The 15,747-nt window shown below is 53.8% G+C and carries 15 protein-coding genes and 1 other RNA gene; 10 read left to right on the top strand and 6 right to left on the bottom strand.

Annotation, left to right across the window (positions count from 1 at the left end):
• Positions 1-140: 140 nt before the first annotated feature.
• Together fdhF and G5332_RS04850 are read right to left on the bottom strand one after the other, a co-directional pair.
• Complete coding sequence (gene fdhF / locus G5332_RS04855) at positions 141-4,307, bottom strand: formate dehydrogenase subunit alpha (RefSeq protein ID WP_421249118.1); 4,167 nt, start codon at positions 4,305-4,307, stop codon at positions 141-143.
• 481 nt (positions 4,308-4,788) lie between these two features.
• Complete coding sequence (locus tag G5332_RS04850) at positions 4,789-5,223, bottom strand: hypothetical protein (RefSeq protein WP_216951753.1); 435 nt, start codon at positions 5,221-5,223, stop codon at positions 4,789-4,791.
• 361 nt (positions 5,224-5,584) lie between these two features.
• Between G5332_RS04850 and G5332_RS04845 the strand changes: the two genes are divergently transcribed.
• The 9 genes from G5332_RS04845 (at position 5,585) to G5332_RS04805 (ending at position 11,669) form a co-directional block, all read left to right on the top strand.
• Positions 5,585-6,175, top strand: coding sequence for a class I SAM-dependent methyltransferase (locus G5332_RS04845; protein ID WP_421230726.1), 591 nt, complete (start codon positions 5,585-5,587; stop codon positions 6,173-6,175).
• Positions 6,159-6,602 (top strand): hypothetical protein, encoded by a 444-nt coding sequence (locus tag G5332_RS04840; RefSeq protein WP_421230725.1) that lies wholly within the window; start codon positions 6,159-6,161, stop codon positions 6,600-6,602. The genes G5332_RS04845 and G5332_RS04840 overlap by 17 nt, the downstream gene beginning before the upstream one ends.
• A 111-nt stretch (positions 6,603-6,713) precedes the next feature.
• A complete protein-coding gene (locus G5332_RS04835) occupies positions 6,714-7,220 on the top strand; it encodes an HNH endonuclease (RefSeq protein WP_421249119.1) in 507 nt (168 codons plus the stop codon).
• A 302-nt stretch (positions 7,221-7,522) separates the two neighbouring features.
• Positions 7,523-8,662, top strand: a complete 1,140-nt coding sequence (locus G5332_RS04830; protein WP_421311152.1) for an SDH family Clp fold serine proteinase — start codon at positions 7,523-7,525, stop codon at positions 8,660-8,662.
• Between the two features lie 263 nt (positions 8,663-8,925).
• On the top strand, positions 8,926-9,144 hold the full coding sequence (locus G5332_RS04825; RefSeq protein WP_421311151.1) for a S8 family serine peptidase: 219 nt from the start codon (positions 8,926-8,928) through the stop codon (positions 9,142-9,144).
• Positions 9,145-9,421: 277 nt separating this feature from the next.
• Complete coding sequence (locus G5332_RS04820) at positions 9,422-10,003, top strand: recombinase family protein (protein ID WP_236663618.1); 582 nt, start codon at positions 9,422-9,424, stop codon at positions 10,001-10,003.
• Positions 10,004-10,140: 137 nt separating this feature from the next.
• On the top strand, positions 10,141-10,461 hold the full coding sequence (locus tag G5332_RS04815) for a hypothetical protein (protein ID WP_236663880.1): 321 nt from the start codon (positions 10,141-10,143) through the stop codon (positions 10,459-10,461).
• Complete coding sequence (locus G5332_RS04810) at positions 10,458-10,949, top strand: hypothetical protein (RefSeq protein WP_076495482.1); 492 nt, start codon at positions 10,458-10,460, stop codon at positions 10,947-10,949. The genes G5332_RS04815 and G5332_RS04810 overlap by 4 nt, the downstream gene beginning before the upstream one ends.
• Positions 10,950-11,114: 165 nt before the next feature.
• A complete protein-coding gene (locus G5332_RS04805; protein WP_128835309.1) occupies positions 11,115-11,669 on the top strand; it encodes a hypothetical protein in 555 nt (184 codons plus the stop codon).
• 1 nt (position 11,670) lies between these two features.
• On the opposite strand, the gene G5332_RS04800 is transcribed toward G5332_RS04805, so the two are convergent.
• A complete protein-coding gene (locus G5332_RS04800; RefSeq protein ID WP_076495488.1) occupies positions 11,671-11,883 on the bottom strand; it encodes a hypothetical protein in 213 nt (70 codons plus the stop codon).
• A gap of 56 nt (positions 11,884-11,939) precedes the next feature.
• Here G5332_RS04800 and G5332_RS04795 point away from each other — a divergent pair, with 56 nt between their 5' ends.
• The gene (locus G5332_RS04795) at positions 11,940-13,094 is read left to right on the top strand and encodes a hypothetical protein (protein WP_412780726.1); all 1,155 of its coding nucleotides are present in this window, start codon (positions 11,940-11,942) and stop codon (positions 13,092-13,094) included.
• 92 nt (positions 13,095-13,186) lie between these two features.
• Here the strand turns inward: G5332_RS04795 and G5332_RS04790 are convergent, their stop codons facing one another.
• The 3 genes from G5332_RS04790 to ssrA all read right to left on the bottom strand — a co-directional run bounded on the left by G5332_RS04790 (position 13,187) and on the right by ssrA (position 15,670).
• Positions 13,187-13,507, bottom strand: a complete 321-nt coding sequence (locus tag G5332_RS04790) for a hypothetical protein (RefSeq protein ID WP_412780725.1) — start codon at positions 13,505-13,507, stop codon at positions 13,187-13,189.
• Positions 13,504-15,237: a tyrosine-type recombinase/integrase gene (locus G5332_RS04785; RefSeq protein ID WP_421311150.1), complete on the bottom strand. Its 1,734-nt coding sequence runs from the start codon at positions 15,235-15,237 to the stop codon at positions 13,504-13,506. The genes G5332_RS04790 and G5332_RS04785 overlap by 4 nt, the downstream gene beginning before the upstream one ends.
• 73 nt (positions 15,238-15,310) lie before the next feature.
• Positions 15,311-15,670: a transfer-messenger RNA gene (gene ssrA / locus G5332_RS04780) on the bottom strand.
• Positions 15,671-15,747: the final 77 nt, after the last annotated feature.

Here is a 15,747-nt window from a genome sequence, read left to right as displayed (position 1 = left end):
TGGCATATTTGGATTATGGAGTATGCACTAGGAACAATTAGTTATGTGAGTGTAAATGGATCTTGATTTATGTAGAGAGCCACCCTTTGGGTGGCTCTTTTTATTGTGATTTATCCAGCTGATTGCGTAGTTTATTCCGGTCAGATGGTCTCCATCTCATGTTTGTCTGCTGAGGACAGGTGGCACTTTACCTTGTCGATGCGCACCGCTGCGACCTTGAACTCGGGGATTTTGGCGTGGGGGTCGGTGGCATTGATGGTGAGCCGGTTGGCCGGGGCTTCGGCAAAGTGGAACGGGATAAAGACCACGCCCGGTTGCATCCGCTTGGTGACGAAGGCGGGCAGTTCGATATGGCCGCGGCGGCTGGCGACCTTCACCCGCTCGCTGTTGCTGATCCCCAACCGCTGCGCATCCACCACGCTCATCATCACCCGTGGCCCAGCCAGCTTGTCGAGCCCCTTGGTCTTGCGGGTCATGGTGCCGGTGTGGAACTGCTCCAGCAGGCGGCCGGTGGTGAGCACGATGGGATAGGTCTCATCGGGCAGTTCGGCGGCATAGCGGAACGGGGTCGCGACCATCTCCCCCTTGCCACGGGTGAACTGCTTGCCGTGGAGCAGGCGAGTGCCTTCGGGCGCCGCGTCGTTGCAGGGCCACTGTAGCCCTTGTGCTCCCACCTTGTCCCACTGGATGCCGGCGTATTGCGGGGTGACTTGGCAGATCTCGGCGGTGATCTCCTGCGGGTGTTGATAGCGCCAGTCGCCGCCCATTGCATTGGCAATCTGCTGGATGATCCACCAATCCTCCCGTGCTTCCCCCGGCGCCTTGAGGGCGGGGGAGATGCGCTGTACCCGCCGCTCGGTATTGGTGAAGTGGCCGCTCTTCTCGGCAAAGGAGCAGGAGGGGAGCACCACATCGGCTAGCTGGGCAGTTTCCGAGAGGAAGATATCCTGCACCACCAGAAACTCCAGCTGCTTGAGCCCCTCGATGACGTGATGCTGATCCGGATCGCTCAGCACCGGGTTTTCACCCATCACATAGAGCCCCTTGATGCTGCCCGCGCAGGCGGCATCGATGGTCTCGGTGAGGGTAAGGCCGGGCGTGCGCGGCAAGTCTGGCTGCTGCCAGGCTGCCACGAAGCGGGCATGCACCTCGGGGCTGGCCACCTTCTGATAGCCGGGCAGGCAGTTGGGCAGCGCCCCCATGTCACAGGCGCCCTGCACGTTGGATTGGCCCCGCAGCGGGTTGATGCCACCCCCTTCGATGCCGATGTTGCCGCACAGCAGTTGCAGGTTGGCGATGGCCCGCACGTTGTCGTGGCCGGTAGTGTGCTGGGTGATCCCCATCGAGTAGTAGATGGCGGTGCGTTCGGCGGTGCCGATAAGGCGCGCGAGCTCGATCACCTGCTCGGCCGGTACGCCGGTGACGAGGGCGACCTTGTCCGGTGCATAGGCGGGGGAGAGCACCTCCGCTTGCAGCGCTTCGAACCCTTCTACTCGTGCGGCGATATAGGCCTTGTCGTGCCAGTCGTGCTGGATGATCTGCTGCATCAGGCCGTTGAGCAGCATCACGTCGGTGCCGGGTCGGTGAGCCAGATAGAGGCTGGCATGGTCCGCCATCTCGATCCGCTTCGGATCGGCCACTACCAGCCGCGCCTTGCCCGTGGTGACGGCTCGCTTGATATGGGAGCCGATGATGGGGTGGGCGGCCGAGGTGTCGGAGCCGATGATGAAGATGAGATCCGAGTGGTCGATGCTCGGGATGTCGTTGGTCATGGCGCCACTGCCTAGCGACGCCTCCAGCCCGGTAACGGTGGAGGCGTGGCAGAGCCGCGCGCAGTGATCCACGTTGTTGGTACCAAGCTCCCGGCGCATGAACTTCTGGAACAGGTAGTTCTCTTCGTTGGTGGTTTTGGCCGACGAGAAACCTGCCAGCGCATCGCTGCCATAGCGCTGGCGCAGGGCGGTGAAGCGCTCGGCGACCAGAGCGATGGCCTCCTGCCAGCTGGCAGGCACCAGCTCGCCATTTTTACGGACAAGCGGGGTAGTGAGGCGCTCCTCGCTCTGGATAAAGTCAAAGCCGAAGCGCCCCTTGACGCAGAGCAGCCCCTGATTGACCGGTGAGTTGCGGTTCCCCTCCACATAGCGGATACGGTTGCGCGCCTCATCGACATAGAGGGTGACACCGCAGCCGACCCCGCAGTAGGTGCAGATGGTATTGACCGGCGTGAGCAGCTCGGTGCGCCCCTGTGACTTGTCGCGGGCATCCACCAGGGCGCCGGTGGGGCAGACCTGTACACAGGCGCCGCACTGCACGCAGTGGGAGTCGCCCATTGCCAGCCCGGCATCAAACTGCGGGCGGTTTGAGAGGGTGCCATCGCTGTTTTTGGCAAAGTGCAGCACCCCTTGTACCGCCTGTTCGCCACAGGTCTGCACGCACTGGCCGCAGCCGATGCAGCGGTTGGCATCGAACACGATAAATTCGCTGCTGTTATCCACTGCAAACTTCTGGCACTGGCTGGTATCGAGGGCGCGCTGGTCGACCTTGTATTCAGTGGCGTAGTCGCGCAGGGCACAATCGGTGTTGGCCTGACAGCCGCACTCCAGGCAGCGGCTGGCTTCGCTGCGGGCATCCTGGTCACTGATGCCGCGCTCTACCTCGGCAAAGCTGCCCTCGCGATCCTTATCTGCCAAATGAGGCATGATGCTGCGGGCGACTTTTTTCAGGTGAGCAAACTGGGCGGGATCCACCTGCTTGAGTTTGGGTGCCTTGCAGGCGTTGAAGGGGTGCACCGGATCGACCATATCCCCATGGAGGAACTGGTCGATGGCCAGTGCGGCCTTGCGGCCATCGGCGACCGCCTCGATGGCGGTCGCCGGTCCACGGCGCAGATCGCCGATGGCAAACAGGTTGCCGTGACCGCTGTGCATGGTCTCGGGATGGGACTCCAGCGTCTGCCAGCGGGTGAAGGGGAGGGTGAGGGGCTCCCCCTCCATAAAGCTGAGATCCGGTTGTTGGGAGACCGCCGCAATCACGGTATCGAACTCTTCGACAAGGTACTCGCCGGTGGGCTCCGGGCGGCGGCGACCGGAGGCATCCGGTTCGCCGAGGGCCATCTTCTCGAGACGCACCTGACAGACGCGACCACGGCTGTCCGGCAGATTCTCCACCGGATTGGTCAGCATCATGAAGCGCACCCCTTCGTGCTCCGCCTCGTCGATCTCGTACGCTTCGGCGGGCATCTCGGCGCGGGTGCGACGATAGATAAGGGTGGTTTCCGCTCCCAGCCGAATGGCGGTACGGGCGCAGTCGATGGCGGTGTTGCCACCACCGATCACCGCCACCCTCTTGCCGGTGGTGAGCCGCTTGGCCAGCATCCGATCCTTGAGGTAATCGACCCCGAGATAGCAACCGGCCAGGGTGCTGCCCGGGTAATCCATCGGCACCGCCTTGGAAGCGCCAACCGCCAGACAGACCGCATCATAGTCGCGGCACAGCTCCGAGAGGGTGATTTGGTGGCCCAGTCGCTGCCTGGTGTGGATCCGCATGCCACTTTGGCACATCAGGTCGATCTCCTGATCGAGGATCGCCTTGGGCAGCCGGTATTCAGGGATGCCGTAGCGCAGCCAGCCACCCGCTTCGGGCATCGCCTCGAACAGATCGACCTCGAACCCTTCGTAACCCAGATAATAGCCGCAGGTGAGACCGCCCGGGCCGCTGCCGATAATGGCCACCCGCTTGCCCTTGGCGGGCTTCTTTGCCGGTTGATAGGGGGCAACCTCGGCCAGATCGAGATCGGCGGCATGGCGCTTGAGCTGACGAATGGCCAGCGGCTCATCCACCAGCGCACGGCGGCACTCCGCTTCACAAAAAGCGGGGCAGATCCGGCCAATGGAGAGGGGCATCGGCAGGGTCTGCTTGATGACGGCCATCGCCGCCTCGTGCTCCCCCATGGCGAGGTGGTGCAGATAGGATTGAATGTCCACCCCGGCCGGACAGGCGCGTTGGCAGGGGGCTTCGCAATCGGCGTAGTGATCTGCGAGGATGCGGCCGAGCGCCTGCTGACGGTGCGCGCGCAGGGCATCGCTTTGGGTCGTGACCATCATCCCTGCCTTGGGGCGCGTCTCGCAGGCGCACCGGATGCCGAGCCCGGCAATCTCGACCACGCAGAGATCGCACGGCGTTTTGGGAGCGCTGGTGTTGTCACTGCACAGGGAGGGGATATCGATCTGGTGCTGTTTGGCTATCTGGAGCAGGGTTCTGGTCGGGTCAACCGTCAACTGAGCCCCATCGAGGGTGATGGTGATCATGGCGTCATAAACTCGCTTTCAAGGCGCAGAAAATGCTGCATCTGGCAGAGCCAGCAGGGGAAGCGACAGGGAGGATCGCTTGGTATCTTCTCACCATACCAAAGACGGCATTCAACTTTATTTGATTTAACTCAGGTTCTTTGCCTAAAAAGAAAACGATTTCAATGGTGGTGATATCCGTGGAGGACGCTCTGGACTTTGACTACCTATGTTGAGTTAAAACATCGCATTTCCTGCACTTTTATGGCCATTAAAGCAACCGTAAGCTGTATGTGATATGGAGATTACTCATGATGGCACGATGAGGGATATCCTAAAATATGCAACTTTTGTTTCGGTTTGTGGCGCAGGGCAAGCGACATTGGAAATAGCCGAACTGGCTGCACCTTGCGATCGGCAAAATGAATACAGATATGGCTCTGGATGGGCCATCTGATGAAAATTGCCGCTGGTCACCGTTTTGCTGTACTGAGACCTGATGTTACAACTCCAACTCAATGATTGGGATCTCCCAGCGCTCGATGCATATCTGGGGTTGATACTCTTCTTTCTCCTGTTCTTTACGTCGTTCCACCAGAGCAATCACTCGGGCTTCACGGATGCTATTCATGTCGAATTTCCAGGTCTCTTCGCCGAGCAGGGAGAGGCGAGCTATTTCGTGATTCTGGTGATACACATGAAGCTTGTTGTTTTTATCGGGAGCGATACGCACGGCATCGCCAACCTTTATCTGACTGAGCAGGCGGTGGATAGGATGAGTCTCGCTACTGCGTCCGGCATAGCCCAACACCAGTTGCGACATACCCATCATGGCGAAGCGGCGTAGTCTGTCCGGTCGGGTTGCGTTAGGTCTCTGCACGTAGCAGTGGGAGGCGATCAGTGGAATATGGGGGTTACGTTGATCGTGGCGAGCCATGAGAACCAGCCTTTCGATAGCACGAGTCATCCCCAAACAGGGCCACGACATCAGTCGAGTTCATTAATAGCCATCTCCATCTGGCGTTGACCTCTCATGGCGATAATAAGTGCCAAGAGATCAGTGAGTTGGACAAATATTACCCGAAATGTTGAGCGGTGGCATCATTCAGAGCCCTCTGGCCGCGCTTCTTTTGGCTGGCATCCCGTTTTTGTAAATGCCTCTGCCCCCTTAATCGTTCATGTGTGGAAAGTGTCGTCCTTGTCATGGTCAACCCACTGATCTTGTTGGACTATTTCTCTTACTTCTCCGATCGGAACGCATAGTGTCCCTCGATTACTAGCAGCGCCACGCCACCGAATTGGCGACCCGTTACCAGCAGGTATCTGCGCGCACTGTTCATTGCGACTGGCTCACTCTGCTGGAGCCTTGGCTTTTGGCTGCACCGCGCAGGGTGTTTGATGTGGGGGCTGGCAGTGGTCGGGATGCCGCGTTTTTAGCGGGGCTCCATCAGGGCAACACTGTGGTCGCTGCCGAGCCCTGTCAGTCACTCGCTCTACAAGGTCAATGTCATACCTGTGAGGCTGCAGTTGCGTGGGTCAATGACGCTATGCCGGCTCTCTCTCGCGTGACCGGTACTTTTGATCTGATTTTGCTCAGTGCTGTCTGGATGCATCTCCCCCCGGAGTCTCGTCCCTTGGCGCTGGCACGTCTTCATGAGCTGCTCTCACCAGATGGTTATCTGGTATTGAGTCTTCGTTTGGTTATCTCGGAGCAGGATATGCGGGAGCGAGCCATGTATCCGGTAGCTGTCGATGAGGTGGAGCGGCTTGCATTGGAGGAGGGGATGACACTGCTCCATGTGTCAGAACCACAGGAGGATGCCTTGGCGCGTAGCGGCTTGAGTTGGCAGAGTCTGATCCTTGGGGGTGAACATGCACGCCTCCCCTGAGCAACAACTCGCTTTTATTGCCTATCTGCAACGCATCTTTACCGAAGGCGATTTTGTGGCCACTTACAAGTGCGCCTTGCTTCACGGGATTGCAGATATCGCGATTGAACGCAGTACCGAGACCCATGATCTGACCGCGGCGCGCACTATTACGCTGGACGAACTGGCCACCAAGTTTGTGGAGCTTTATTGGCAGCACAGTCTGCCCTACTCGGCGACGGGAGAAACGGCTACCTTGCTCAAACAGAGCAGCGGTCGTCAGGCCATCATGCTGACGGAGTTGTCCCGGCTGCGTGCAGAGGGGGTCCGCTCGGTAACTGCACTGCGTCGTCACGACGCCTGGCGGCCTCTTCTTGCCCGAGTTCGGCGCATCCTTGTTGAGGGGCCCTTGTGGCGTCTGCAGATATTGGGTGGGCGAGAGGAGTGACACCTCTATCCTCATCAAAGGGGCGCGGATCATATCTGCCTGAACCCCGGCATTCTCTACTGTCTCCACCGCTTTTACGATCTGGTGGTCTCCCTCTCCCGACAGCATTGGTTGCAGCTTATCTGCGACATCAAGGGGAATCAGCCACTGATTGGCCCCAGTGTAGGGCTGGAGAATTTTCTCTTTGGTTCAAGCCGTCAGGCGCTGGGGCGAGTGGGGGAGGTTTTGAGGGACTTGCAGGCGGGAACCTGTTTTTACTGTAACAAGGCGATACACGGGAATGGCGAGGTAGACCATTTCATCTCCTGGCGTCGTTATCCAATCGATTTGGGCCACAACTTCGTACTGGCACACGCCAACTGTAACCGGAGCAAACGGGATTTTCTCGCCGCTCCCGAGCACAGGGATGCCTGGTACGAGCAGAATATCCTGACTCACGGGGCGTACCTCACTGACGAGCTGGCCCCTCTGGTGAGCGTCGACGCCGTGCGTTCTACCGCCATCGCCACTTGGGCCTATCAGCAAGCACTCCGTGAGCATGCTAGGTTGTGGCGTGGTATTGACCAGTTTGTTGACGTCACAGCCCCCAGTGTGAATATTCCCCTGCGCTTTCTGTGAGACGTTGAGGCTTTCACGCTAGATAAACTCGATAAAAAAGGGCCACCTCTTGCGAGGTGGCCCTTTCCAAACGTTTGGTGGAGCTGGGGTGAGTGACAACCAATTTTTAGTTTGTCATTTAAGATCAATCAGTTAGATGACCTGTTCCAGCGAATCATTTCTGTGACCCTTCGGTATGACACCAAAATTTTGACTCCGGTTCAACTTCCAAATGAGACTTTTATATAATGAGATGCCAATCTCTGATCCTGACTCTTAATTTATGTATATTCGTACAGATTAAGATTCTTTAGGAGCTGAAGATGAAGAATTCTCGTGGGGTGCTTGATATCTCACTCAAGGTGAAAGACATGACTCTGGATGAGTCTTGCGAGCAGGGTGACATTGATGCCCAACCTGTTCCGATTCCACAGCGGCTTGGTGAGTTAGCTTTAGAGATAGAGCGCCAGCTTGAGGCTGATGTAGTTGTATATTCTGGGGGGATAGGTTCTCCTGCTGATGTCAATTTTCGCAATATTATTAACCAATTCAGTAAGAATGATCATGTCATTCTCTGGGTGTCAACATACGGGGGAATCCCTGATAGCGCCTACAGAATGGGGAAAGCACTTCAAAACGCCTACAACCGAGTAACGGTGTTTGTTGATGGTTACTGTAAAAGTTCTGGCACACTTTTGGCGTTATGTGCGAATGAGATTTGGATGACTGATAGTGGGGAGTTTGGACCGCTAGATATCCAGTTGATGAATAAAGAGGAGTATTACGAAAGAAACTCAGGTCTAGATTCATTTCAAGCACTGAGTACTCTCGCTGAGCGTAGTAACGAGCTCATGAGAACCCAATTTATGGACTTACGAATGGGGGCTAGGTTAAGTACTAAGCAAGCACTAGAAGCTGCAACCAAGGTGACAATTGGACTTCTGAGCCCGATCTATGAACAGCTAGAACCAATGCGTCTAGGGGAAGTTAGTCGTTCCATGGAGATTGCATTTGAGTACGGTAAGAGACTGAACAAAGGGATCTTAAAACATGGGGCAATAGAACATCTGATCGCTAAGTATCCCTCACATTCATATGTGGTTGATCGCTCGGAAGCGGAAGATCGACTGTTCAATAATGTCAAAGAACCCCACGAACTATTGCTAGATTTAACTGGCATATTGGGACAGTTTGTTGCCGAGCGTATCTCTGGCTCAGAACCCCTTCTGCTTCACCTCAATCAATTCTTACCTGCTGAATCGCTAGGCGATGAGCAGCTGAGTCACTCTGGTCATGATTGTGGTGCCTCAGAGGGTCTCACCATTAAAGATCATCCAGAACCTGAGTCTGAAGATGATGTCAATGGAGTGGACGATGCCGAGCAGGTTGAGGAGCAGGCTGGTAACACTACTGATGATGAAGCAGAGCATCATGAAGGTGAAGTCACCGCATTAAAAGCATGATGGTTCTCGTTTGCGGCTTGATTTGTGTGCTTGAGATGTTATTGTCACAACATAATAGAAACAATGCTAAGCCGTCAAAAAGCAGTGAGCACATGAATGTAATATCCCGTTTCAGCCAGCCATAACCTTAGGAGCGTAACGGGATTAACCTATAAAATAGGTACTTATGACGGTGTTTTTTGTGCATCATTAGCAAGGACTTTACTTGGCGCACAATATGCATGCTTATATAAGCGGCATTCTATTAGACAGGAGATACAGCCATGTTTCCTACTCGGCCTGATCTGTGTGTAAAAGTGGAGGGTGAGCAAGTGGATCTCGCTAAAGTTTTACAAGAGTATCAGATGGGTTCTGTGAAGCGTTGGGACCAGATAGATATTCTGCCCATCCAAGTTAAAGATGAAAAAAATGCAGAGAAAGCAACTAAAATAGCTAAAAAATCCACTAAAGACCAAGTTTTTTTCAAAACTGTCTTTGGTTGACTGTATTTTGACACAGCAAACGAAAGACTAGAGGCGCCAAGTGGGTGCCTCTACTTTTTTATATATCTAGCTGCTGATAGGCATACTCATAGATGTACATTGCACGATCTAAACGCCATAAACCTTAACATTGCAGAAAGTTTAAAGACCGCTGCTTAACTCTATGGGATGGCTCACAAATTGTACCTTTTGAGCCTCCCAACCCCCCCCACTGAAAAGGGTGGCTCAAAAGTGTTGATTTCATTATGAGCCACACATATATTGTGAGCCATAGTTTATGAGCTATTTATGGGGGATCGGTATGGCGGTTATCGGGTATCTGAGGGTGAGCACTGGTGAGCAGAGCGTAGAGGCACAGCGACACAGCATTGAGCAGATCCACAAGGTAGAAACGTGGTTCTCAGACGAGGGCATATCTGGCGCAGTGAAGGCACTAGAGCGCCCGGAATTCTCCGAGCTGTTCAAGTTTGTGCGGAAGGGGGATACGCTAATTGTTCCCGCCGTTGACCGTCTTGGGCGCGACACTATCGACGTTTTGCGCACGGTTGAGGCGTTGCAAGCTAAGGGTGTGTCGATTATCAGCTTGCGGGAAGGGTTTGATCTGTCCACGCCAATCGGGAAGGCAATGCTAACCATGCTGGCCGCTGTCGCAGAGTTGGAGCGCTCAAATATCAAGGCTCGTCAGATGGCCGGGATCGCTAAGGCCAAGGCAGAGGGTAAGGTGCTAGGCCGTGAGAAGGTGATCGATGATACAGCAGTTGCTAAATGGCGTAAGGAAAACGGTGCAAGTATTCAAGCGACCGCCGAATACTTTGGAATATCTACCGCGAGTGTAAAACGTGCCTGTCGGGCAGCTTAGCGGCGAATTAAGATCACTTACAGACATGAAGTCCATACCGGCTACGAGCCGGTTTTTTTTATCAAATTATGGTGAACGGGTATCTATTTGTGTAACATGGTTACATAGCTAACATTATGAAATATAAGGGCTTATACATGAGGTTTAGCGAATTAAAACGCCAGCTCGCTGTACGGCTGGGTGAGGACGCGCACTATCTGGAAGGCAAGGACAAAGCGTTTTTAGCTGAGCTTGCCGATTTACCGATTGAGCGGATTCAAGATGATGAGATCGTCACTGGTGAAGTGAAAACAGGTTGGATTGATGAGCTTGATTCCCCTCTCGATCGGACGGACAGGATGCGCATGGAGGTTAAGGAGGAAATCGAGAAGCAGCGCCAACACACGATCGAACTAGGCAACCTTGGCGGTGCTTATCGTATTGCAGCGGCGCTGGCTCGTAATGGAGGTAAGGTATGATCCCGGAAACTCGCTTTGAACAGGCTCATGGTGTTACTGCTAGTAAGCTGTCATATGCACTCACACTGATGGATAAAGGTGACTTGGAGGCGGCTCGCGATGTGATCCTTGATGTTCAAAAGACCAATGAAGAACAAGCGCGTGTTATTGATGCCCGTGTTTATGGTGCAGTTCGCCATATCTGTGAGAGTAGAAAAATTGATAGTCGTCGATTCTTTGCAATGCAGCAGGTGTTGGGACTACGTGAGTTTATCCGCTCCTTGATGATGGCCCCTGTCGGGATGGATATGATTTCGATGCATCTATCGATTGAGAATGACTTCTTTGGTGCTTTGTTATCTCAAGTACCGCAGTCACCGGAGCTCACCCCTCTAAGTTGTGACAATGTGCGAGCTGTCCAAGGCACTTATCACAATGGCAATGCTCGTTTATGGACGCTGTTTTGCGAAGAGCAGAAAGGTTTAGGGAATGAGGGGGGACAGGTATGAAGCCGCAAAAGACTGTGCAAGTTATCCGGCTCTCTCGCCCTGTTGCTGAGCGTGTGTCGATATGGGCAAGCGCCCTGAATATGTCACCAACGCAACTGGTAGAGCTGGCAATTATCCGATGGGAGCAATTAGTCCCGTCTGATGCGCTCGGGATCAAGGGGTTGCATGATGCGCAGGACACCCCCTGAACTTGAATCTCAGGCTGCTGCTGCGATTGCTGCTGGTTGGCCTATAACGGCAATTTCTCAGCAGACAGGATTATCCCCGGCGACTCTTCGACGGATTCGGGCGCGAACAAAGACTATTCCCGGCTCGCTTCGAGCTGAGCTGATTGAAGAGGCCAGAGCTTCTCTGCTTGATAGTCTTGGTGTTGAATTTGTGCGTATGGAGGCAGCTCGCCTTGTTCGGTCTCAGGCAGCAATATGCGAGCGGATCCTGAGCCAATCCTGGGAGCTTCTGGAAAGGTTGGGAAAGGAGGATAAAACTGATCCATTAAAAGTTGCGAGGGCAATTTCCAGTATCGCCACAGCATCCAAGCTGGCATCTGATAGCTTGCGGCAGGTGCTCACTTTAGGGGCTGACCCTGAAGGGCTGGAAGAGTTGCCAGAGCTTATTGTACGAGACCTGACAGCTGAAGAAGTTGAAGCAATCAGAGAGGATGTTGATGCGGCATGGTTGGCCGTTTCAGAGGGGAAGGAACCGCCCATTGACGGGCTTTAGTTCACCGATCAAAAATGACGGCAATCACTTCGTCTAGTTGAGTGTTGTCATTTTGCTGCTGGTGTGGTCGTTTCTCACCAGATCTTTGTTTTCTTTTCGCTGGAACCCTATCGCTCATTGTGGTGCTGCCAAGGTGCAGTAGACCGCCGTTTTGGCGTATCTGCTCGGCTAGGCTGGAAGGTAGATTCACAAGTGTTGCTTTGAGTTGTGTCATTGCAACCTCAATAAGAAAAGCCGCCGTAGGGCGGCATAAAGGAATATCTACAGATTATGAGCATACCAGTTGCAGATCCGGCACACAATGACCGGTCATCAAAATTAGCATTATCCCCCCGCATCATCCTTAAGCGTGTAGAGCTTCGCAGACCACTTATTGAGAGAGACTCATATGCTAGTGGTGAGCAGCGGCGTTTCTGGTATTTGACTAACCAAGTCATGGCTGATTTGGGAAAGCGAGCTGTATCAAAAAGTGCTCTCCAACAAACGGGAAAAAGTGGAAAAAAAAGAGTTACCCAAAGGCGCAAAATATCCCGAGTAGTGTCAGTGTTGGCGGCACTTTTTAGCCCTGTTGCTCTGGTTCAAGTAGTGAGAGCCGTGGTTACGGGTGTTAACCCTGATCCTACTCGAAACCCTATTCAAATCGAAGTCGTCAAAGGCTGGAAGAAAAACCCATTACCAGAGTGGGACGATCTTTCCCTGCCTGAGCGTTGGGCGTTCGGAGTGGTCTATTACCTACAGGCTAGTAAGGGGACGTATTCTACCGTCAACTTGAATTTGTCTGAATCGAAGTCCAAGCGTCCCCTTGAAAACCTTAAAGAGATAGCGAGGAAGAAACTCCCCGAGATCTTCGGCCTTAGCGTCCCTTTCTGCTTTGAATATGACGAAAAAGGTCGTGCCCACATGCACAGCTTTGTTCCCGGCGACGTGACCGACAAGCAGCGTAAACAGCTCAAGAGCTTTGGGGGTAAGTGGGATGGTTCCAATCCCAAGCACCAACTGGTTATCAAACATTGCACCGGGATTCAGGGGGCAATCCAATGGGCATCCGGCTACATGCTCAAAGATGTGGTGAAGGGCAATGCCGTTTGCTATACGCCTCGTATCATGGCGCAGTCTGGGAGAGCACATTATGAGCATGTTGCCGCCATCGTTCGTGATTTATGTGTTCAAGCCCGGAACCAGTCCACCAGCCTCAGCAATAAAACAAAAGTCCTAGAAAAAACGAGTGGTAACGAGTCCCTAGGCGAGAAAATCGATACTGCGATTTTGAAATCTAGGTCATATCAAAATAATCGCCTCCAAACGCTCTCTGATGCGCTAGAAGGGCACCGTGATACTTTGGGGGAGACCTATAGGGTTAGTGAAATGACGTTTAATCACGAATCGAGATGCTTACATCCGGTGAGCGAAGTTGATCGGGGTTAGATGGTCGAACATTGACCAAAGATTGGTTCGGTTGGTCTGTGTAAGTGGCGCTATGAAAGCGCCACATACTAATTACGATTTTGAAAATTCCGTCAGGAATTCAAACGACGCTTTTTACCGAGTAGCAGATTCCCGAGTTGTAAGACTTGTTTGAGCTGGGTATCGTCCACCAATAGCCCTTCAAATGGCTCAAGATGAGTTGCAAGCTCAGAGGGCGATAATTCCCCTAGATCCGTGCCTTCTTCAGCCAAGAAAGCCCAAACAAAGTGCCATCCTGCTCTGACCAATTCTGATTCGCTCCAGCTAAAGCCATCGCAAGGTGCCATACAGTGCTCCCGGTATCCCTCAGTGATCAGGCAACCACAGGGAAGATATAGGCGTAGTTGTGTGCCATTGAAGTCGATACGAGTCATACGTGCTCCTTCATTTTTTTGGCCTTACGCCAATCAAGCCAATTGATCCCGGTTAGGTCGATGCCAAAATCCACACGGTTGATTGCGTCACGAAGAGATCTGCAAGCCTCCTGCATCCTTGGGCTATAGCTGACATTTGGCTTGATATAGTCCACCGTCGCGCCTAAATCCCTAGGGGCTGGCAAGCCGTAGGTTTTCCGCAAATCGGAGCCGTGTCCCAAGATCATCTGTATCTGTTTCAGGTCTGTGTCTGCATGGTGGGCGCATGTGGCGAAGGTATGCCGCAGGCTGTGAAAGCTGACTTGATGATCGGTTTGCCAAATGTCGAGCTTCGCCAGAAGTCCTGCACCCTGTTCGTAGTTGAACCACTTGCCCAGTGAGGCCGAGTAATTTTTTGCACTCTTGCTGCCACCATGCAGCCAGTTCGGAAACAGTCGCGCGTTGTCACCAGACATCCGCGCCCAGTCTACTAACTGCATAAAACCCGCGTTTAAGACCACGATAGGGAGCGGGATTATGCGCTCGGCGTTGTCGGTTTTGGTGCCCGGTACGTTGAGCATGATGATGCCGCCCACGTCCATCACATCCGCCACGGTGAGCCGCCCTAGCTCGTCACCACGCATCCCGGTAGTCAGGCCGAGCAATGGTGCCCAGAAATGCCAATCTTTCGGCTGTTCACGGGGGGATTTACCCTCGGCTCTCCAAAGTCCATTGACGAGTTTGTCCAGTTGCTCTGGAGTGAAGGGGCGCCCGCGCTCCTGATAATCGGCATCGTTCTTCACCGGAGTCAGCATATCGCTGAAATCCTCGGTGACATATCGCTCGGCCCTGAGCCATCTGAGGAAGGGCCTGACATCGTTGAAGTGGGTCTTCTGTCCTTGTTCGGACAGAGAGGGAAGGCCCCGCTTGCCTAAGTCCAGATACCAGTTACGCCGCAGCACGGGATCCTCGGGGCGCTCCTTCCAAATTGGTTGTTTCGGGAGATTCTTAGGGATCGTGCGGATAACCTCTCGATAGTGGGCAATATCTGCGGCACTAAGCGTCGCGCTGTCAAGCGGGCCGAGAATATCGAGAAAACGCGCAAGATTGCCCTTGCGATCTTTTAGCGTGGAGGTGCTCAACTTCAAAACTGTTGCGCTGTGTTCGTTGAATCGGGCCACCAGCCATTCCAACGATTGACCACATGTAGAGGGGGCAACCAAGGCTCCACCGACGGGTACAGGCTCGGCGTTGATCGTTGTTGGCAACGTGGCGAGAGCGTTTGCCGTCCGCCGGGATTCGATGAGCTGACCTTGTGTCCGTTGGGCAATGCCAACCGCTTTTCGGGCCAGCGCCTTTGCCTTCTGAGTCACTGCCTGAGACGTCTCCAGCTCTTTGCGAGAGCGTAGTGCTTCAAGACGTTGCTTGTTAATCTCATCTTGCAGTATGGCCAACTGCTCCCCGAGTCGGATTTGTTCTCTTTTCGCGGCGATCTTCGCCTTCATGATTTCTGAGATTTCGGCCATGTCTACTTCCTGATCGACTTCCTGAACTAATTCCAATAATTCGTCGAGCAGGAGCCTGCCAATTTTGAAAGCATGGATCCACAATTCTCCCGTTTTAGCGCGATTTTTTGTGCCGAGTGAAAAACGGGTCTCACGAGGAGCGCCGTACTGGCGGAGGGCCGGGGGGAAGATCAGGCGGTAGCAGTAGACACCACAGCGGTTTTTGATGAGACCGGGATAGAGCATATGTGACACCTCAGTGTGTCACTCCCTGACCAGCCATAAAGAAAAAGCCCTGACGAATCAGGGCTTTAGAAGGTGGTGGAGCTGGGGGGATTTGAACCCCCGTCCAAAATTACTACATCCTTGGCACTACATGCTTAGTCACTCTTTACATTCGCCAACCCGCTGCGGAGAGACACGCCACGAATTGACTAGCTCGATTGGTTTTAATGCTTCCGCCCCGAGCAGGACTTCCACACGATCCTGTGAAGGATGACCTTCCGATTCCCTAGGACACAGGCAAGCTAGGGTAGAAGGGCTCTATGCAGGTTATTAAGCTGCTAGTGCGTAGTTTTCGTCGTTTGCGACTATTTTTTTGCGGTTTATTAACGAGGCCTACCGCACCTCGGCATGCACCTTGGGTTTCGTGAATCTTGTCGAATCCAGAATCAGCCCCAAGTTGTTAATTGCGATTGTACGCAAAAATGCTGTCATAGCAAGGCGTTGATACCCATTCCCTCTGGCAGCCAGTCT

This window comes from Aeromonas sp. 603757 (assembly GCF_049171255.1).
GTDB classification, from domain to species: Bacteria; Pseudomonadota; Gammaproteobacteria; order Enterobacterales; family Aeromonadaceae; genus Aeromonas; species Aeromonas veronii_A.
The sequence above is the reverse complement of the archived record's forward strand: the minus strand, read 5'-3'. Positions and strand labels throughout refer to the sequence as shown.

Bases quoted from the DNA above. Each gene is read 5' to 3' on its own strand.
- G5332_RS04830 (WP_421311152.1), top strand. From the start codon at position 7,523: ATGAAGAATTCTCGTGGGGTGCTTGATATCTCACTCAAGGTGAAAGAC.
- G5332_RS04795 (WP_412780726.1), top strand. From the start codon at position 11,940: ATGAGCATACCAGTTGCAGATCCGGCACACAATGACCGGTCATCAAAA.
- G5332_RS04810 (WP_076495482.1), top strand. From the start codon at position 10,458: ATGATCCCGGAAACTCGCTTTGAACAGGCTCATGGTGTTACTGCTAGT.
- G5332_RS04850 (WP_216951753.1), bottom strand. From the start codon at position 5,223: ATGGCTCGCCACGATCAACGTAACCCCCATATTCCACTGATCGCCTCC.
- G5332_RS04800 (WP_076495488.1), bottom strand. From the start codon at position 11,883: ATGACACAACTCAAAGCAACACTTGTGAATCTACCTTCCAGCCTAGCC.
- G5332_RS04805 (WP_128835309.1), top strand. From the start codon at position 11,115: ATGATGCGCAGGACACCCCCTGAACTTGAATCTCAGGCTGCTGCTGCG.
- G5332_RS04785 (WP_421311150.1), bottom strand. From the start codon at position 15,237: ATGCTCTATCCCGGTCTCATCAAAAACCGCTGTGGTGTCTACTGCTAC.
- G5332_RS04790 (WP_412780725.1), bottom strand. From the start codon at position 13,507: ATGACTCGTATCGACTTCAATGGCACACAACTACGCCTATATCTTCCC.
- G5332_RS04815 (WP_236663880.1), top strand. From the start codon at position 10,141: ATGAGGTTTAGCGAATTAAAACGCCAGCTCGCTGTACGGCTGGGTGAG.
- G5332_RS04820 (WP_236663618.1), top strand. From the start codon at position 9,422: ATGAGCTATTTATGGGGGATCGGTATGGCGGTTATCGGGTATCTGAGG.
- G5332_RS04825 (WP_421311151.1), top strand. From the start codon at position 8,926: ATGTTTCCTACTCGGCCTGATCTGTGTGTAAAAGTGGAGGGTGAGCAA.
- fdhF (WP_421249118.1), bottom strand. From the start codon at position 4,307: ATGATCACCATCACCCTCGATGGGGCTCAGTTGACGGTTGACCCGACC.
- G5332_RS04840 (WP_421230725.1), top strand. From the start codon at position 6,159: ATGCACGCCTCCCCTGAGCAACAACTCGCTTTTATTGCCTATCTGCAA.